This window comes from Pseudarthrobacter arbutini, assembly GCF_054510915.1.
Map to the genome: position 1 here is coordinate 22,482 of NZ_JBTNDQ010000003.1, position 17,947 is coordinate 40,428.

Sequence of the window (17,947 nt, forward strand, 5' to 3'; positions counted from 1 at the left end):
CGAAGTTCTTCGACCGGCTGGTCAGCGTCCGCAGCACCGTCCTGCCCGCCCGAGTGGTGGACTGGTTCGCCCGTCCGTCCAGCGTCTGGTGGGGCTTCGCGGTCATCCACCTGTATTTCCTGGGCTGGATGGCGTCCTTCTTCCTCAACGGCGATACGTTCAGCGACACCGAGCAGTACCGCCAATGGGCCGTGGACGGCTACAACCCCGGCAGCCTGGACGGCAAGATCAGCCCCTGGGTGTACCCGGTGCTGGCGCAGATCCCCATCTTCCTCGCGAACATTGCCGGACCCAGCCTCTACCTCCTGTGCTGGTTCCTGATCATCACAGCCCTGAACGCCGTCGGGCTCGCTTTCCTGACCCGCGGTGCGCGGATGGTGAAGAGCATCGCCCCGGCCTGGTGGTGGCTGTTTTTCACCGTCTTTATGGGCTACCTCAGCTTCGCCCGTGTGGAGGGAATCACCGCCCCCATCGTGCTGATTGCCCTCCTTTACGCGGCCGAACGCCCCGTGGTGGCGGGGATCCTGCTGAGCGTGGCCACCTGGCTTAAGGTGTGGCCGGCAGCGGTCCTGGTGCCGATCGTTATTGCCAGCCGCAAGCGGATCCAGGTGCTGGCGGCCGGCGTGGCAGTCACCGCCGTCGTGGGCGTGGGCACGTACCTTTCCGGCGGCCTGCCGCACATCATGGACTTCCTGACCAACCAGGGCGAGCGCGGCATGCAGCTGGAAGCCACATTCTCCACGCCGTGGGTGTGGCTCAGCGTGTTCAACATCGCCGGCTCCAAGATGGCGGACAACACGGCCATCAACTCCACCGAGGTCTACGGCCCGGGTGCGGACGTAGCCGCGTTCCTGATGCAGCCCCTGCTGATCCTCGCCGCCGTGGTGGCCGCCGTCCTGCTGGTCCGGGCGCTGAACCGCGGCGCTGAGCGGGAGGAACTCTTCCTCGAGGGCGCGCTGATGATGACCACGGCGTTCATCGTGTTCAACAAGGTGGGTTCGCCGCAGTTCATCATCTGGCTGGCGCCGGTGATCATCGCGGGCCTGACTCACGACTGGGAGCGGTGGAAGGTCCCCGCTGCCCTGCTGATGGGAATCGCGGTGACCACGTTTGTGATCTACCCGCTGTTCTACACGCCCCTGATCCACGCCCACCCGGTCATGGCCGCCATCCTGACCACGCGCAACGTGCTCCTGGTGGTGCTCCTGTGGTGGTCGGTGAAGCGGACCGCGGAGCTTGGCCGCAAATCGCAGGCGGTCCCCGAGGCGCGGACGGCCTAAGCTGGCGGGCCGTTGGCCAGGCCTTGGTCACCTAGCCTTTGATGTCAGGCCGTCAGCGCCCACTAACAATTCTTCGACGCCCGCGATTTAGACTGCACGCATGTCCGAAACTGAACGAACCATCACTGACCCGGTCTTCGAAGCTGCCTACGAGGCCGCACAAAAGAGCCTCCGGGAGGGCGGCATCCCGATCGGTGCTGCCTTGGCCCGCGGCGGAGAAGTGATTGCCAGCGGCCACAACGAGCGTGTCCAGCATGGCGATCCAATCGCCCACGGCGAAATGTCTGCGTTGCGGGCTGCCGGACGCCAGAAGAGCTACCGGGACACAACCCTCTACACCACCCTGGCGCCGTGTGCGATGTGTACCGGGAGCATTATCCAATTCAAGATTCCGCGCGTGGTGGTGGGCGAGGCCGAGACGTTCCCCGGCGAATTCGAACTTCTCCGCTCACGCGGCATCGAAGTGGTGGTGTTGAATGATGCCCGATGCGTTGACATGATGCGCACCTTCCAGGACGAACACCCTGAGCTATGGGCGGAGGACATCGCCGAGTAGTCCACGCACAAGGGAGCGCGGGTGAAATGGATCAGACGTTATGTATGGTCTGTACTCCGCCGTGCTTCGGGCTTCGGTCGTCTGCCACGAGAAGTCCTAGAACCGGGTCCGCGTAGAGCAGTGGTCGGGGCAGAAGTCGATGGAGCTGGGAGAGGCCGCCTCACCGGGCGGAGCGGCGCTGGTCCAGGACCCAGCTCCACAAAGGACCAGACCGAGAGCTGGTCCTGTGCGCCGAACACCACAAAGAACGTCACGCCCACATAGAGGCTCCGGATCTGCCAGTCGTTCCGGATGCCCGTCACCGCCAGGAACGGCAGGAACCAGAGGATGTACCAGGGCTGGATGATGGGCGACAGCATCACGACGGCGGTGAACGCCAGGGCCAGCCGGCGCACCGCCCGCGAGTAGTCGCCGCGGAACATCAGCAGCAGGACCAGCCCGATGGCCGCCCGCTTCATGCCCGTCCGCAGCAGGTCCGCGATGGTGCCGCCGTGAGTGGGTTCAAAGATCCCTGAGCTCACCAACGCGCTCACCGGCCGATACGGCTTCCTGGGCTGGCGCATCCCCGGGATCCAACGAATCCGCCGGACGGATCAAAGCCACCGGGAAAACGGTCACCGCAATTTTCTCGTCAGCCCTCCTGGCCAGATCGCATCTGGCCAAGCAGATGGCCGTTTTGACTAACATTAAAATTGTTATTTCTAACGTTTAAGTTGACAGAAGAACGCACCTGACGTTAGATAGATCACATACTCTTTAGTTTCCCGTCGGCATCAGAAGCCTTCCGCAACGAAGCGGTTCGTGCCGCACCACCCAGGAGATTGCAATGGCCGCACGTTCCGTTTCCTCCACGCTTCCGCCAACTTCGCAACTGACGCCCTCCCGCACCTGGGCAGACCGGCTCGGCATGCCCCACGCGCTGCGCTGGGGGTTTGTCGGTTTGCTTGTCTTCATGATCGGCGACGGAGTTGAGTCCGGGTATCTCTCGACTTTCCTGCTGGACCGGGGGCTGGAACAGGGCCAGGTGGGGCTTCTGTTCACGGTGTACGGAGTCGCAGCCGGCGTTGCCGCCTGGGCTTCGGGCGCCCTGTCGGACCTCTGGGGTCCCCGCCGCGTCATGATCCTGGGACTCGTCCTCTGGGTGACATTCCAGCTTGTCCTTCTTACGATCGCGCTCCCGTCCTTGGACTTCACCCTGCTGCTGGTCAGCTACGGACTGCGGGGACTGGGGTATCCGCTCTTTGCTTATGGCTTCCTGGTGTGGATCGCGGCCTGCACTCCATCAAACCGACTGGGCTCAGCAGTGGGATGGTTCTGGTTCGCGTTCACCGGCGGCCTGCCAACCCTCGGCTCCTTGCTGGCAAGCGCGACCATCCCGGCGCTCGGGGCTTTCAACACACTCTGGATCGCTCTTGGACTTGTCATTGTCGGTGGACTTGTCGTTCTCACGACGGTCCGGGAACGCACAGGCTTTTCACGACTGGCTCCTGAGGGCGAGAAGCCCGTTGCGACGCTGGCCTCAAGCCTGACCATCCTCTGGCGCAATCCGAGAATCGGCATGGGCGCTGCTGTCCGGGCCATCAACACCGCCTCCCAGTTCGGTTTCCTGGTGTTCCTCCCGGTCTTCTTCACCAAGGAAATCGGGTTCGAACTCAGCGAGTGGCTTCAGATCCTCAGCGTGGTGTTCCTCACCAACATCTTCTTCAACCTGATCTTCGGAATAGTCGGCGACAAGTTTGGCTGGCGGCAGACGATCGCTCTTTTCGGCGGCGTCGGGTGCGCCGTGACAACTCTGGCGTTCTACTACGTACCGCTCGCTGTCGGTCCGAACCTGATCGTGGCAATGGCTGTTGGTGCCGCCTACGGCGCCACCCTGGCCGGGTTCGTCCCGCTGTCAGCCTTGATGCCGTCACTGGCACCGGAACACAAAGGAGCAGCCATGTCCGCCCTGAACTTTGGCGCCGGCATGTCGGTTTTCCTTGGCCCGCTGATCGCAACGCTGTTCCTGTCCTTGATCGGAGTCGGCGGCGTTATGTGGATTTTTGCAGGGCTCTACCTGCTCAGCGCCGTCCTGACCTGGCAACTGAAGCTGCCCGCCGCCTCCCGCCACGCTGTGCCTAGCAACACCCGGTAGTTTCCGCTACACCTGAAAGTGGCTGGAGAGAACTCTGCCGGCACATCCATTACGGCACCCGCCGTCACGAGCACCGCAAACTCCAAAGCACACCCGCACGAGGAAGATACTTCCACCAATAGAAAGGCCCAAGCCATGGCGGTCATCGCTGTTGATGCCGGCACCACAATGATCAAGGCAGTCGGCTACGACGAAGAAGGCACAGAAATGGTGGTCGTCCGCCAGACGACCTCCGTAAGCCGCCCGCACCCGGGGTGGGCCGAGCAGGACATGCTCGCCGTCTGGGATGCCGTCGTCTTCAGCGTCCGCAGCGTCCAGCGCCAGCTGAAGTCGGACATCGATTTCCTGGCCATTACCGCCCAAGGCGACGGATGCTGGCTCGTTGACGAGGCAGCGGAACCCACTGGGCCCGCGATCCTGTGGAACGACGGACGCGCCGCCGCCATTGTGGAGGAATGGTCACGCCAGGGACTGCTCACACGTGCATTCCAAATCAACGGATCCCAAACCTTCCCAGGTCTGCCCAACGCCATACTCACCTGGCTGCAGCAGAACGACCTCGAAAGGCTCGAACGCTCAAGCGTCTCGCTCACCTGCGGTGGCTGGCTTTTTGCCCGAATGACCGGGCAGTTCGCCATCGATGAATCTGACGGCGCTGCCCCCTTCATGGATATCCGCACGCGCCAGTACTCACCGGAACTGCTGAAGCTCTATGACATGGAGTGGGCACTGCCCTTCCTGCCGGAGCTGCGGGGAGACGACCGCCGGGTTGCCTCGCTGACACAGCACGCGGCACTGGAGATGGGCCTACCCGCCGGCCTGCCGGTCGTCATGTCCTCGTACGACATCGCTTCCACGGCAATAGGAGTCGGGGCGGTAGAACCCGGCCAGGCCTGCTGCATCCTCGGCACGACGTTGTGCACGGAAATTGTTGCCGACACCGTGAGCACGGAAGGAAAATCCGCCGGGCTGACTGTGGCCCTGGGCCTTCCCGGCAAATACCTCAATGCCTTTCCGACGCTGGCGGGCGGTGAAGTCATCCAATGGGCCTGTCAGCTATTGGATCTGGATAACCCGACAGAGCTGGCCGACCTCGCCGGTACATGCCCCCCAGGGGCAGGCGGCCTGGCGTTCATACCGTATCTGTCGCCGGCCGGGGAACGCGCACCCTTCTTGAACGCGCAGGCGCGCGGGTCCTTCCTGGGCCTGTCCTTCGATCACAAACGTGAACATATCGCACGCGCGGTGATGGAAGGCCTGACCTTGGTCATCCGCGACTGCCTCAGCACCTCAGGAGTCACCCCAACCGAACTCCGGGTCTGCGGCGGCGGGGCCGCCAACCCCATCTGGCTTCAGCTCATCGCCGACATTACGGGCGTTCCGGTGCAGAGGTCCACGGACACGGAAGTAGGCGCCAAGGGAGCTTTCCTCGTCGGACTGGTCGCCACGGGCGGAGCCGCCCGCGTCGAGGACGTTTCCTCCTGGTACGTCAGGATCCGGGACACCTTCACCCCGGACCCGCAGAAGGCCACTCAATACTCGGAGCTGTACGAGGACTTCCTGTCGCTCAGAACCACCGTGAGCCAGACATGGCCGCGACTTGCGGCCATGCGGGGCCGAAGCCCGCAGACAAAGGCCACAGACCCGCTGCCGGTCATCGTCCCGGAACACCCGTCCGAAGGATCCGACGACCTGACTGTTCCCGGGAAGAAGTACCCGGCCACCCTAGAAGGAACATCATGACAGCAACGAACGGCGGCAGCATCTGGGTCGGCCTGGACCTGGGCACACAGAGCGTGCGCGCCCTGGCAGTCAACGCCGGCGGCGACGTCCTCGGCTCCGGCACCCAAAAGCTCACCAGCCGCCGCGACGGACACCGGCATGAACAGGACCCGGACCAATGGTGGAAAGCCGTCTCAGCGGCGGCGTCGGAAGCACTTCGGGGCCTCGAACACCGCAATGTCCTCGGCGTCGCAGTGGACGCCACCTCGGGAACGATCCTTCTCGCCGACGCCCGGGGCAACCCCGTCACCCCCGGACTCATGTATGACGACGGCCGTGCCAGCGGCGAAACCGACCGGGTGAACCAGGCAGGATCGCATGTCTGGAGCGAACTCGGCTACCAGCGGATGCAGACTCCCTGGGCACTCCCCAAGCTGCTCTGGCTCCTCAACGATCCAGGAACGCCGACTGCCGGGACACGGTTGCTGCACCAGTCAGACTTCATCAATGAGCGCCTCACAGGCCATCCGGTCCCAACGGACCTGAGCAGCGCCCTCAAAACGGGTGCACATCTGATTGAGGAGAAGTGGCCGGAAGACGTGTTGGACGCGTTGGACGTCCCGCGTCAAATGCTTCCTGGTCTCGTCCGCTCAGGCACCCGAATCGGGACCGTATCCGCCGACGCTGCCCGCGCCACCGGCATCCCGGCAGGCACCCCTGTCATCTCAGGGGCAACCGATGGATGTGCAGCACAGCTGGGCTCCGGGGCACTGAAAGTCGGCAGCTGGAATTCCGTTCTGGGCACCACTCTGATCCTCAAGGGGGTCACACGAAACCTGATCCAGGACCCCCTAGGGGTGGTCTACTCCCACAAAAGCCCTGACGGTGACTGGCTGCCGGGAGGCGCCTCCAGCACCGGGGCCGGTGTGATTTCCCGTGACTTCGCCGGAAAGGACCTGGGCATCCTGGAGGCCTTGGCAAAAATACGGGAACCCGCACCCGTCCTGACCTATCCCCTGGTGTCATCCGGGGAAAGGTTCCCGTTCGCGGCACCACAGGCCCGGGGCTTCACTCTTGGAACATCGGAAGATGAGGGCGACCGCTACGCCGCCGCCCTGCAGGGAGTGGCGTTCATCGAGCGGCTCTGCTTTGACTATCTGGACCTCCTGGGTGCCCCCACCGACGGCAGCCTCGTGCTCACCGGCGGCGCCACTAAAAGCCCCTACTGGAACCAGTTACGTGCCGATGTTCTCGGCCGCCCGGTGACACTCCCCCAGAATGCAGAACCAGCCCTTGGCATGGCTGTCCTCGCCGCGTCCCCGGACCGGGAAACCGCTGACGTCGCAGCAGAAATGGTCAAGGTACGCCAGGTCCTAGAGCCCCGCCCGGAGTCGGCCGGACGGTTCGACGACTCTTACGTCCGCCTCATCACCGAACTGGAACAACGCGGCTGGCTGGATTCCACAGCTGCTGAACACGCCATCAAGAGGACTAACGCATGACCAACATCATCTTGTGCCGCCACGGCGAGACCGTCTGGCACGCCGATAACCGCTACGCCGGAGTCAGCGACATCGACCTGACTCCCAGAGGCCATGAACAGGCGGCGCAGCTCGCAAACTGGGCCCAAACAGCCGGGCTCTCCGCGATCTACACTTCCACTCTGAGCCGCGCCCAGGCCACAGCAGAGGCCAGTGCGAAGGTCACAGGCCTCAGCGTGCAGGTGGACCCGCGCCTGCGTGAACTGGACTTCGGCGAAGGCGACGGCCTGACAACCGCCGAGATGGAACAGCGTTTCCCTAAGGCCCTGGCGCATTTCCGGGCTGATCCGGCGAAGCACCATCTCCCCGGCGGAGAGGACCCCTTTGAAGCCGCTGACCGATTCGTGGACTGCCTTCAGGACATCACTAAGGAACATCCGGACGAACGGGTGCTGGTAGTAGCCCACACCACGGCAATCCGGCTCGCCCTGTGCCAGCTGATCGGCATCCCGCTAAGGGAATACCGGCGGGTCTTCCCCGCCATCCGGAACTGCTCACTCACTGAAATCAGCGTCAGGGACGGCTACGTTTCCGTGCTCGAGTTCAACACCCCCGTCGCGGACAGCACCGTGCCGGCCTCCCAGCCCCAGCCCTGATCCAGCAAGGAGATCCCATCATGACCACCCGCATTCTCGCCGCAGGCGACCACTTCGTACTCAATGACCTGCTCACTGGCGCCGTGGCCAAGGAAGTCACCGACCGCAGCGTGTCCTTCACCGAACTCACCCTGCCCTGGCCCGTCGTCCCCTTCGGCCGGGTCGCAGAAGTTGATGAAGCCTCCGGGACCGAAGATGAACTCATCGAAGCCCTGCAGGGAGTGGAAATCTGCATCACGCAGATGGCCCCCCTGACGGAAAAAGTCCTGAAAGCATGCCCCGAGCTCAAACTGTTCTGCATCAGCCGCGGAGGCCCCGTCAACGCAAACCTGGAAGCAGCAACCCGGCACGGTGTAGCCGTAACGTCAGCACCGGGACGGAACGCTGCAGCAACAGCCGAGCACACCCTGGGCATGATGCTGGCCGCGATGCGCCGCATCCCCCAGACCAACGCCGATCTGTCCGCCGGAACGTGGCGGGGTGACTACTACATGTACGAAAACGTCGGCCCCGAACTCGAAGGCAGCACTGTCGGTCTGGTCGGCTACGGAGCCATCGGCAGCCGCGTTGCCCGCATGCTGCAAGGCTTCGGGGCAACAGTCCTGGTGCACGACCCGTACGTCACCGAAGACGTACTGGCCGGACAGGCGGAAAAGGTCGAGTTCGACGAATTGTTGGCCCGCTCAAATGTCATCACCCTCCATGCCCGCGTCACGCCCGAGACAACCGGCATGATCGGAGCTGAACAGATCGCCGCCCTGCAGCCCGGTTCCATCATCGTCAACTGCGCACGGGGCGCCCTGCTGGACTACGACGCACTCTGCGACGCCCTCGACTCCGGCCACCTCTTCGGCGCCGCCTTTGACGTTTTCCCCGAGGAGCCCATTCCCGCAGCCTCCAGGCTGCTGACCACCCCAAACATCGTCATGACCCCGCACCTGGCCGGGGCCAGCAAAGCGACCGCAAACAAGGCGGCACAGATCGTGGCCGCGGATGTGCGGAGGTACCTGAACGGGGAACCCCTCGCCCACTGCGCCAACCCCGAAGCCCTCATGCCAGCACGCACGGCCTAGAACCACGCTGGCACCCCGGGCGCGCCGGCTCCCGCGGCTCCGGGGGCCGGCATGGTCGTTTGGCCCCGCCCGCAACCCTCGGCGCCATTTCGGTGCCGGATCGGAATCGTCGAGAATGCCCTCCTGCAGACCGGATTAGCCAGTCTGGTTGTGCGTGGAATGCAGCGGGGCGATGTGTAAGGTGGTGTGCTCAGATACCGCTTCCCTGAACTCGGAAGAGACATCGTCAGTAAGAATGAGGTCGGTGAAATCACTCACGGGAACGTAGTGGTGGAGCGATGTCCGCCCAGCTTTGGACCCGTCCATCATCAGCACGCGTCGAGTGCCGGCCTTCAGCATGGCCCGCTTCATGTGAACGACATCCTGCTCCTGGTGATACGTCATCTCAGGTCCCATCGTTGAGGTGGACTGGAACACGACATCCACCGCGTAGGAGCTGAACGAGCCGTCGTTCGGCAGGCCAATGAAAGAGTCATGGGTGCGTGAGTACTGGCCTCCGGTCACGATCAGCCGGATGTCATCGTTCTCCCGGAACAGCTCTATCGCCTGCCTGTAGTTGGTGATGACTGTCAGGGGTCCAACATCGTTGAGCAACCGGGCAAGGGCGAACACGGTGGTGGAGTCATCCAGCATCACGGACATGCCTGGCTCGACCATCTCCAGGGCCTTGCGCGCAAGCGCCATCTTGGCCTGCGGCTGGATCTGCATCCGGATCTCCGAGCTCGCCTCAAAGACAGTGGAGGGCAGTGCCGACACTCCGCCGTGGACTTTGCGCAGGATGCCCCGGGTTGCCAGATCATCGATGTCGCGGTGGATGGTCATCAGACTGACGTTGGTGAGGGTCGCAAGATCGGCGGCACTGGAAAACCCTGCGCCCACAACATGTTCGATGATCCGCCGCTGCCGGGTGATGCGCGGCTTTTTGAGTCCGGGGTTGTCGTTCATCATGCTCACTTTCGTCGCTGCGCGCGGGTTTCCACGACTGCGTGGACCCATACGGCAGGCCTGTGCTTAGGATATGCCCGCACAAGCCATGAAACAATTTATCAATCTTGGTGACTTATTTCACATTTTTTCTGTTATTCTCGACATACAAGTTGAGGTCATGGAGGACCCAACTCGCTTGGCTCACCTCACGAAAGAGAATTCAATGAAGAACTTCTACGCGCGCATCATGACGGCAGCCGCCACGGCCGCCATTATCGGCATCGCCGCCACTGGCTGCGGTTCCCAGGGCTCTGCAGGAGCCGGCACGGGCGACGCCTCGGCCGCCAAAATAGCGTTTCTGATGCCGGATATCGCCTCAACGCGGTATGAACTGTTTGATAAGCCCATGTTTGAAGCAAAGATCAAGGAGCTTTGTGGGGGATGCACCGTGGTGTATTCAAACGCCAACGCCAGCGCGGCAAAGCAGCAGGAACAGGCCAACTCCGCACTCGCCCAGGGCGTAAAGGCAATTGTGATTGACCCGGTAGACTCCGCAGCTGCCGCGACGATCGTCAACTCAGCCAAGGCGCAGAACGTCCCGATCATCGCCTACGACCGCCCGATCCCTGACGCCCCCGCCGATTACTACGTTTCCTTCGACAACGAAAAGATCGGTTCGATGATCGCCCAGTCCCTGGTCGACCATCTCAAGGCAACCAACGTCCAGGGAGGACTGCTGCAGGTCAACGGATCCCCTACTGACGCAGCCGCCGGACTGATTAAGAAGGGCATCCACTCCGCCGTTGACCCGAGTGGGTTCAAGCTCCTCGCCGAGTTTGACACCCCGGGCTGGGAACCGACCAAAGCCCAGGACTGGGTCAGCGGCCAGATTACCCAGTTCTCCGGGAAAATCGCAGGAGTTGTCGCGGCAAACGACGGCACGGCAGGCGGCGCCATCGCGGCGTTCAAAGCTGCCGGAACCGAAGTGCCCCCCGTAACAGGCAATGACGCTGAGCTCGCCGCCGCCCAGCGCATTGTGGCCGGGGATCAGTACAACACCATCTCCAAGCCAATCAAGACTGTGGCTGAGGCCGCCGCTCAGATTGCCTACTCGTTTGCCAAGGGCGAGAAGCCTGCGGGCAAAACCACCTTGTTCAACACCCCGTCGGAACTCTTCGTCCCGACAGTGGTCACCACGGAAAACCTCAAAGCGTCGCTGGTGGACACCGGAATCGTGAAGGCGTCCGAGCTCTGCACCTCCGCCTACGCGGCAGCCTGCGCCAAGGCCGGCATCAAGTAGAGCCGGCATCAAGGCAAGGAGGTTCCGGTGCTCCGGTCCGGACACCGGAACCTCCAACCCCAACATCACTTACCCCAGAGAACAACAGGGAAAAACATGCCATCAGAACCCATCGCCGCAGCAGGAAGCCCCCAACTGCTGTCACTGCGCGGCATAAACAAGTCCTTCGGTGCCGTCGCCGCGCTAATGGACATTGAGCTGGACGTAGCCGAAGGCGAAGTTGTCGCTGTCGTCGGTGACAACGGCGCCGGCAAATCGACGCTGGTAAAGGTACTCTCGGGAGTACATTCAGCCGACTCCGGCACCATCGCGTTTGAAGGCCGGGAAGTAACGATTTCCAGTCCAGCGGCCGCCCAGCACCTCGGCATCGCCACCGTCTTCCAGGACCTGGCGCTCTGCGACAACCTCACAGTGGTCGACAACCTCTTCCTTGGCCGGGAAATATCACCGCTCCGGCTGAACGAAGTGGACATGGAAGTCCGTTCATGGGAGCTGCTGAGGCAGCTCTCGGCAAAGATCCCCTCTGTCCGGACACCCATTGCAGCGCTGTCCGGCGGCCAGCGGCAGACCGTCGCCATCGCCCGGTCCCTGCTCGGAGACCCCAAAATCGTCATCCTCGATGAGCCGACCGCAGCGCTCGGCGTCGCCCAGACCGCCGAAGTGCTCAACCTCGTTGAAAGACTGCGCGAACGCGGCCACGGCGTCATCATGATCAGCCACAATATGGCCGACGTGAAGGCAGTCGCGGACCGGGTTGTTGTATTGCGCCTTGGCCGCAACAACGGGGACTTCCGGGTCCGCGACGTCTCAACCGAAGACATCATCGCCGCCATAACCGGAGCAACGGACAACGTCGTCTCGCGACGCTCCGCAGCACGCGGCACCGACCAGGGACCGACCCAGGAGACCGACGCAGCATGAAAAGCAAGACACAAACCGCTCCCGCCTCCCTCGCCATGGACTTGCAGGACGAACGGCTGCAAGACCGGACAGGACTCAAAGGCCAGTTCCAAGCATTCCTGGACCGAACCCGCTCCGGCGACCTCGGTGTCCTGCCCGTCATCGGCGGACTTGTCGTGATCTGGGCCGTCCTCCAGGCCCTGAACCCGATCTTTCTTTCCCCCGCAAACCTGGTCAACCTCACCATGGAAAGCTCAGCCGTAGGGATCATCGCCCTCGGCATCGTCTCCGTCCTCCTGGTAGCCCAAATCGACCTTTCCGTCGGTTCCGTCAGCGGACTGGCCGCCGCTGTCGTCGCAGTCACTTCGGTCAACATGGGCTGGCCTGTCTGGCTGGTTATCCTGGCCACAGGTGCCCTCGGAGCCGGCACCGGCTGGATATATGGACAAATCTTCAACCGGTTCGGCGTTCCCAGCTTCGTCATCACCCTCGCCGGGCTACTCGGATTCCTGGGGCTGCAGCTCTACATCCTGGGCGCCAAGGGATCCATCAACCTGCCGTTCGACTCACCCCTGGTGTACTTCGCGCAACTGGCATTCGTGCCCATCTGGCTGTCCTACGTACTGGTAGCAGCCGCAGCGGCAGGTATGTTCGCCACCGACTATTTCCACTCACGAGCCCGCAGAATCGCCGGCCTGTCCGCCATGTCCGTGCAGAATGTCGCCCTCCGGGCCGTTCTGCTGTTGGTAGTCCTCGTTGTAGCTGTCTCCTACCTGAACCAAAGCCGCGGAGTCGGCTGGATGTTCATTTTGTTCATCGCACTGACCTTGATCCTTAATTACCTGCTCAAACGAACCAAGTGGGGCCGCTCCGTCTACGCCGTCGGCGGCAACCCAGAAGCAGCCCGCCGCGCCGGCATAAATGTCAAAGCCATTTACACATCCGTTTTCATCACCTGCTCAACGCTCGCAGCGATAGGAGGACTCCTTGGAGCCGCCCGCCTCGCAGCCGCCAACCAGGGAAGCGGCACCGGCGACGTAAACCTGAACGCAATCGCTGCGGCTGTCATCGGCGGAGCGAGCTTGTTCGGGGGCCGTGGCAGCGCCTTCGCCGCCATCTTGGGGATCATCGTCATCCAGTCAATCTCCAGCGGCCTCACCCTGCTGAATCTCGACTCGTCATTCCGTTTCATGGTCACGGGTGTGGTGCTGCTCCTGGCAGTAACCCTCGACTCAGTCTCCCGCCGGTCTCGATCCGCACACGGCAGGGCCTGAGCAATAACCGCCAAGTTCCTACCCAAGGGCTCCTGCCGCAAAAATGGCAGGGGCCCTTGGTGATGGCCGGGCCGGAAGCCCTCGCGTAAGCAGTACCTATAGCAGTCCCAATTCCCGTGTGGCGGGTCTTGCCTCAGCGGGCCGTGCGGCGCTGGTCCAGCAGCCAGCGCCAACCACGCCGGGCCCAGTCCGAGGGTTTGCCCTCGATCAGCAGCTTCCGCGTGTGGATGTCCAGGACCAGCAGATAGAACGTGAACAGCAGCGCTGTCACGAACGCCAGCGACGACGCGTCAATGGCCAGCTCCACAAAGGACCAGACCGAGAGCTGGTCCTGTGCGCCGAACACCACAAAGAACGTCACGCCCACGTAGAGGCACCGGATCTGCCAGTCATTCCGGATGCCCGTCACAGCCAGGAACGGCAGGAACCAGAGGATGTACCAGGGCTGGATGATGGGCGAAAGCATCACGACGGCGGTGAACGCCAGGGCCAGCCGGCGCACCGCCCGCGAGTAGTCGCCGCGGAACATCAGCAGCAGGACCAGCCCGATGGCCGCCCACTTCATGCCCGTCCGCAGCAGGTCCGCGATGGTGCCGCCCGGCAGTCCCAGCACGTTGCCGAGGAACTCCACCTGCTGCCCCAGGAACCCTGACGGCGAATAGCCGGTGTACCCCGGCGTCGGGTCCATGATGGCCCAGACCCAGCCCAACCCGAGGTTGTACGGGATCCCGCTGACGGCCAGAACGGCGAAACTGATTCCCGCCGTCGCTCCCCAAATAAGGAACTTCCGCGTCCACGAGGCGGCGTGCCCCGCCCACATGACTCCGATGAACGGCAGGAGCAGCACGGTGATCGGCTTGATCCCGATGGAGGCCGTGACCAGGAGGATTCCGGCCAGGTAACGCTTCGTCGCGGCGAAGTAGACACCGGCGACGGCGAGGCCCACCATGAGTGCGTCGTTGTGGGCGCTGGCCACGAAACTGATGAGGAACAGCGGGTTGGCCACCGCGATCCAGAGTGCCCGCGCTCCGTTGATGCCGTGCAGTTCGGCCAGCTTGGGCACGTAAATGACGCAGAGCAGAACCCCGACGCCGGCGATCAGGCGGAACAGCAGGACGGACACATCGGGCTGCGCCCCTGTCAGCTCCACCACGCCGCGGGCGAGCCACAGGAAGTAGGGCCCGTAGGGGGTCCTGTTCTCGGCCCAGGCCGGATCCGCGCCGAGGGCAAACCAGTTGTTGAGGGTGGAAATGCCCACGGCGTAGGGGTTCTGGCCTTCCATGACCAGGCGGCCCTGGCCGGTATAGGCATAGACATCGCGGGAGAAGATGGGGACGGCCAGCAGGAGCGGCAGGGACCAGGCGGAAATGGCTATGACCACCGACCGCAGCGAGTGTTCGCCCCAGTCGTCCAGCCGCTGGCCCAGCCGGAGCCAGGACCGCATCAGGAGCATCGCCCCCACCGTCAGGAGCACGGTGGACAGCGTCACGCCCCAGCCCTCGGTCCGCAGCGCGATGACCACCGGCTGGCGGATCATGGGTGAGCCGTTGGCGATCCAGCCCGTTCCGATCGAGCCCACAAACATCATGAGGGCGCCGAGGAACCCCTGCCAGGTGGCGATGTACACCCGGCGCTTCGTGGGGGGAGCTAGGGCGGGCGCGGCAGCCTCCGGGAGCTCCGCGCCGGCCGCCGTCTTTTTCGACGGACCGGGGACGCTCTCCGAAGTGCCGATGTGTGAACCGCCTGCCGTCATGTCTTGTGTGGTCCCCTACTTACGTTACGGCGCTGGCTGGACTAGCTATAGGCCGGTCTACAACCCAGTCATTTTAGCAGTTGGCCCGCGGCGTACCCCAGACTTGTAGGGGCGGACGTGCCCCCTATTTCGCAATGAGGCGTCGCGCCGCCCCATCCCCGCCTATGAATGAAGCCGCCACTGCCAGCTTCACCCGCACGATTGGAGCCAGCTATGGCCGTACGAAGCGTCCCGGATGCCCGGGCCAGCACGCCTCAGCAGCTCCAATCAGTCCGTGCCACGCTTCGCTCGCCGCGGCGGCTGAAGACCGAGGCGCTGGCAGGCCTGGTGGTGGCGCTGGCGCTGATCCCGGAGGCGATCGCTTTCTCGGTGATCGCCGGGGTGGATCCGCGGATCGGCCTGTTCGCCTCGTTCACCATGGCTGTCACCATCTCTTTTGTGGGCGGCCGGCCCGCCATGATTTCCGCCGCCACCGGCGCCGTGGCCCTGGTCATCGCCCCGCTGATGCGCAGCCACGGCCTGGACCACCTGCTTGCGGCCGTGATTCTGGCCGGCGTTTTCCAGATCCTGCTGGCGGTCCTCGGCGTCACCCGGTTGATGCGGTTCATCCCGCGCTCGGTGATAGTGGGCTTCGTGAACGCCTTGGCCATCCTGGTGTTTATGGCCCAGATTCCCGAACTGATCGGCGTGCCGTGGATGGTTTATCCGCTGGTGGCCGTGGGCCTGGTCATCGTGGTGGGACTGCCAAGAATTACGACGGCGGTGCCCTCACCTTTGGTGGCCATCGTGGTGCTCACCCTGTTTGCCGTGCTGGCCGGCGTGGATGTGCCCACCGTCCAGGACAAGGGCCAGCTGCCCGAGAGCTTTCCTTCGGTGTTTGTCCCCAATGTCCCGCTGACGTGGGAGACGCTCCAGGTCCTCGCGCCGTTCTCGCTGTCCATGGCCTTGGTGGGGCTACTCGAATCGCTGATGACCGCCAAGCTGGTGGACGACATCACGGACACCCGCTCCACCAAGACCCGCGAGTCCTGGGGCCAGGGCGTGGCGAACATCGTCACCGGCTTTTTCGGCGGCATGGGCGGCTGCGCCGTGATCGGAGACCATGATCAACGTCAAGGGATCCGGGGCACGGAGCCGCGTGTCCACGTTCCTGGCCGGCGTTTTTCTGCTGGTCCTGGTGGTGGGGCTCGGCGATGTTGTGGGCCTGATTCCGATGGCCGCGCTGGTGGCCGTAATGATCTTCGTGTCCGCCATCACCTTCGACTGGCACTCCATCGCTCCGCGGACCCTTCGCCGCATGCCCAAGTCCGAGACCGCCGTCATGGTGATCACCGTGGCTGTCGTATCGGCCACCCACAACCTGGCCATCGGCGTCGGGGCGGGCGTGCTGGCGGCCACGGCGCTGTTCGCCCGGCGGGTGGCGCACTTCGTCACGGTGGAACGGACCGTCGTCGAACTTAACGGTGAGAACGTGGCCACCCACACGGTGGACGGCGAGCTGTTCTTTGCCTCGTCCAACGACCTGTACACGCAGTTCGAGTACGCCCTGGACGCCGAGCCGGACATCAGCCGGGTGATTCTGGACCTGCACGCCTCGCACCTGTGGGACGCCTCAACCGTCGCCGTGCTGGACGCCGTGACCGAGAAGTACCGCCGGCACGGCAGGGACGTGGAGCTGATCGGGCTCAATGCCGCCAGCGTTGTTATGCGGGAACGGCTGGCGGGAAAGCTGAACTAGACAATCCGGTCGCTGTGGACGGTGCGGTTCCGGCCCGATGACTTGGCCACATACAGGGCACTGTCGGCGGCGGCGATGAGGTCTTCCACTTCGGAGGTCCCGGCGTCGTACATTGCCACGCCGTAGCTGACGGTGGGCAATTCCAGCCCGTCGGCGGTGGGCATTTGGGCGAGGCGCCGGCTGACTTCCTCGGCGATTTTCTCCGCCCGCCCGGCGGTGGCGCCCGGGATAAGGAGGACAAATTCTTCGCCGCCGTACCTGCCCACCAGGTCCGTGGACCTAACGGTGTCCTGGCATGCGGCGGCGAAGGCCTGCAGCGCGACATCACCGGCGGCGTGGCCGTGGGTGTCGTTGACTGCCTTGAAATGGTCCAGGTCAGCGAGGATCAGGGCGCCCGTTCCGCGCGTGACGGCACTGTCGTTCAGCAGCCCCACGGCCAGGTCAAGGAATGCCTTGCGGTTGAGCAGGCCCGTGAGGTCGTCACGCGTGGCCACCATGCGCAGGGCGCGGGTCTGCTGTTCGCTGATGAGACCGGCCATGCTGAAAGACACCACCCCCAGCAGCACCATGGTGAGCATGGTGGTGGTTGCCGAGCCGAAGAACAACTCGAAAATGGGTCCGCCGGGCCCGTCGGTGAGGAACGCAACCAGACGGCCCAGGTAGAAGACGGACACCAGCCCCACTGATGCCGTCATAGGGATCCGCACGCGCGTGTAAGCATGTTCCGACGGCCACATCTCGCGGGTCGCCAGGCCAAACATCAGGCTCATCGAGCCCAGGAAGACTGGCCCACCTGCCCAGGTGTTTGTGGCCGGACTGTCAAGAACACAAGCCACCAGGGTGGCGGCGGGCGCGGCGGCGAACATCAACGGCCGAAGGGATGCCCCCCGCAGTGAACGGGCACTGGCCCAGACGCTCACCGCCCCCGACACCAGCAGGACATGCCCCAGCGGATTAGTCCACCGCTGAAGGGGTGTGCCATCCAGCAGGAACGCCAGGGCTCCGGTAAGAAACAGAACCAAGGCCACGCACCACCAGCCGCTGTACGGCGCGCGCGTGGTGCGGTAGGTGAAGAAATAGAACAGCAGGCCAAGAAAGAGCGCCATCAGGCTGAACGCCACCCTCAGGGTGACGGTATCCAGGACCATTTCCG

General features: G+C 63.7%; 13 protein-coding genes and 2 pseudogenes. 11 read left to right on the forward strand and 4 right to left on the reverse strand.

All coding sequences use genetic code 11. From position 1 onward, the window contains the following. Positions 1–53 precede the first annotated feature (53 nt). Complete coding sequence (locus ACX80V_RS04055) at positions 54–1,280, forward strand: glycosyltransferase 87 family protein (protein WP_485842079.1); 1,227 nt, start codon at positions 54–56, stop codon at positions 1,278–1,280. Positions 1,281–1,380: 100 nt separating this feature from the next. Beyond that, complete coding sequence (locus ACX80V_RS04060) at positions 1,381–1,836, forward strand: nucleoside deaminase (RefSeq protein WP_485842080.1); 456 nt, start codon at positions 1,381–1,383, stop codon at positions 1,834–1,836. 191 nt (positions 1,837–2,027) lie between these two features. Here the strand turns inward: ACX80V_RS04060 and ACX80V_RS04065 are convergent. Further along, positions 2,028–2,327: pseudogene (locus tag ACX80V_RS04065) on the reverse strand (polyprenol phosphomannose-dependent alpha 1,6 mannosyltransferase MptB); the annotation flags it as partial. 335 nt (positions 2,328–2,662) lie between these two features. Between ACX80V_RS04065 and ACX80V_RS04070 the strand changes: the two are divergent. From ACX80V_RS04070 to ACX80V_RS04090, 5 genes are all read left to right on the forward strand, one after another. Next, positions 2,663–3,970, forward strand: coding sequence for an MFS transporter (locus ACX80V_RS04070; RefSeq protein ID WP_485842081.1), 1,308 nt, complete (start codon positions 2,663–2,665; stop codon positions 3,968–3,970). A gap of 135 nt (positions 3,971–4,105) precedes the next feature. Continuing rightward, positions 4,106–5,713: an FGGY family carbohydrate kinase gene (locus tag ACX80V_RS04075; protein WP_485842082.1), complete on the forward strand. Its 1,608-nt coding sequence runs from the start codon at positions 4,106–4,108 to the stop codon at positions 5,711–5,713. Continuing rightward, positions 5,710–7,194 carry an FGGY-family carbohydrate kinase gene (locus tag ACX80V_RS04080; protein WP_485842083.1) on the forward strand — a complete coding sequence of 495 codons (1,485 nt, stop codon included), beginning with the start codon at positions 5,710–5,712 and terminating at the stop codon, positions 7,192–7,194. Before ACX80V_RS04075 ends, ACX80V_RS04080 begins: the two co-directional genes overlap by 4 nt. After that, positions 7,191–7,829 (forward strand): histidine phosphatase family protein, encoded by a 639-nt coding sequence (locus tag ACX80V_RS04085; protein ID WP_485842084.1) that lies wholly within the window; start codon positions 7,191–7,193, stop codon positions 7,827–7,829. The genes ACX80V_RS04080 and ACX80V_RS04085 overlap by 4 nt, the downstream gene beginning before the upstream one ends. 20 nt (positions 7,830–7,849) lie before the next feature. Then, complete coding sequence (locus ACX80V_RS04090) at positions 7,850–8,902, forward strand: 2-hydroxyacid dehydrogenase (protein WP_485842085.1); 1,053 nt, start codon at positions 7,850–7,852, stop codon at positions 8,900–8,902. Between the two features lie 135 nt (positions 8,903–9,037). Here ACX80V_RS04090 and ACX80V_RS04095 read toward each other — a convergent pair whose 3' ends face one another. Next, on the reverse strand, positions 9,038–9,847 hold the full coding sequence (locus ACX80V_RS04095; protein ID WP_485842086.1) for a DeoR/GlpR family DNA-binding transcription regulator: 810 nt from the start codon (positions 9,845–9,847) through the stop codon (positions 9,038–9,040). A 205-nt stretch (positions 9,848–10,052) separates the two neighbouring features. On the opposite strand from ACX80V_RS04095, the gene ACX80V_RS04100 reads away from it, so the two are divergent. The 3 genes from ACX80V_RS04100 (at position 10,053) to ACX80V_RS04110 (ending at position 13,303) form a co-directional block, all read left to right on the forward strand. Then, complete coding sequence (locus ACX80V_RS04100; protein WP_485842087.1) at positions 10,053–11,129, forward strand: ABC transporter substrate-binding protein; 1,077 nt, start codon at positions 10,053–10,055, stop codon at positions 11,127–11,129. Positions 11,130–11,225: 96 nt separating this feature from the next. Beyond that, positions 11,226–12,050: an ATP-binding cassette domain-containing protein gene (locus ACX80V_RS04105; protein ID WP_485842088.1), complete on the forward strand. Its 825-nt coding sequence runs from the start codon at positions 11,226–11,228 to the stop codon at positions 12,048–12,050. Next, positions 12,047–13,303 (forward strand): sugar ABC transporter permease, encoded by a 1,257-nt coding sequence (locus ACX80V_RS04110; protein WP_485842089.1) that lies wholly within the window; start codon positions 12,047–12,049, stop codon positions 13,301–13,303. Before ACX80V_RS04105 ends, ACX80V_RS04110 begins: the two co-directional genes overlap by 4 nt. Positions 13,304–13,436: 133 nt before the next feature. On the opposite strand, the gene mptB is transcribed toward ACX80V_RS04110, so the two are convergent. Beyond that, complete coding sequence (gene mptB / locus ACX80V_RS04115; RefSeq protein WP_485842090.1) at positions 13,437–15,056, reverse strand: polyprenol phosphomannose-dependent alpha 1,6 mannosyltransferase MptB; 1,620 nt, start codon at positions 15,054–15,056, stop codon at positions 13,437–13,439. A gap of 213 nt (positions 15,057–15,269) precedes the next feature. On the opposite strand from mptB, the pseudogene ACX80V_RS04120 reads away from it, so the two are divergent. Then, positions 15,270–16,794: pseudogene (locus ACX80V_RS04120) on the forward strand (SulP family inorganic anion transporter). On the opposite strand, the gene ACX80V_RS04125 reads toward ACX80V_RS04120, so the two are convergent. Next, positions 16,791–17,942: a GGDEF domain-containing protein gene (locus ACX80V_RS04125; RefSeq protein ID WP_485842091.1), complete on the reverse strand. Its 1,152-nt coding sequence runs from the start codon at positions 17,940–17,942 to the stop codon at positions 16,791–16,793. The pseudogene ACX80V_RS04120 and the gene ACX80V_RS04125 overlap by 4 nt on opposite strands. Between the last annotated feature and the right edge of the window lie 5 nt (positions 17,943–17,947).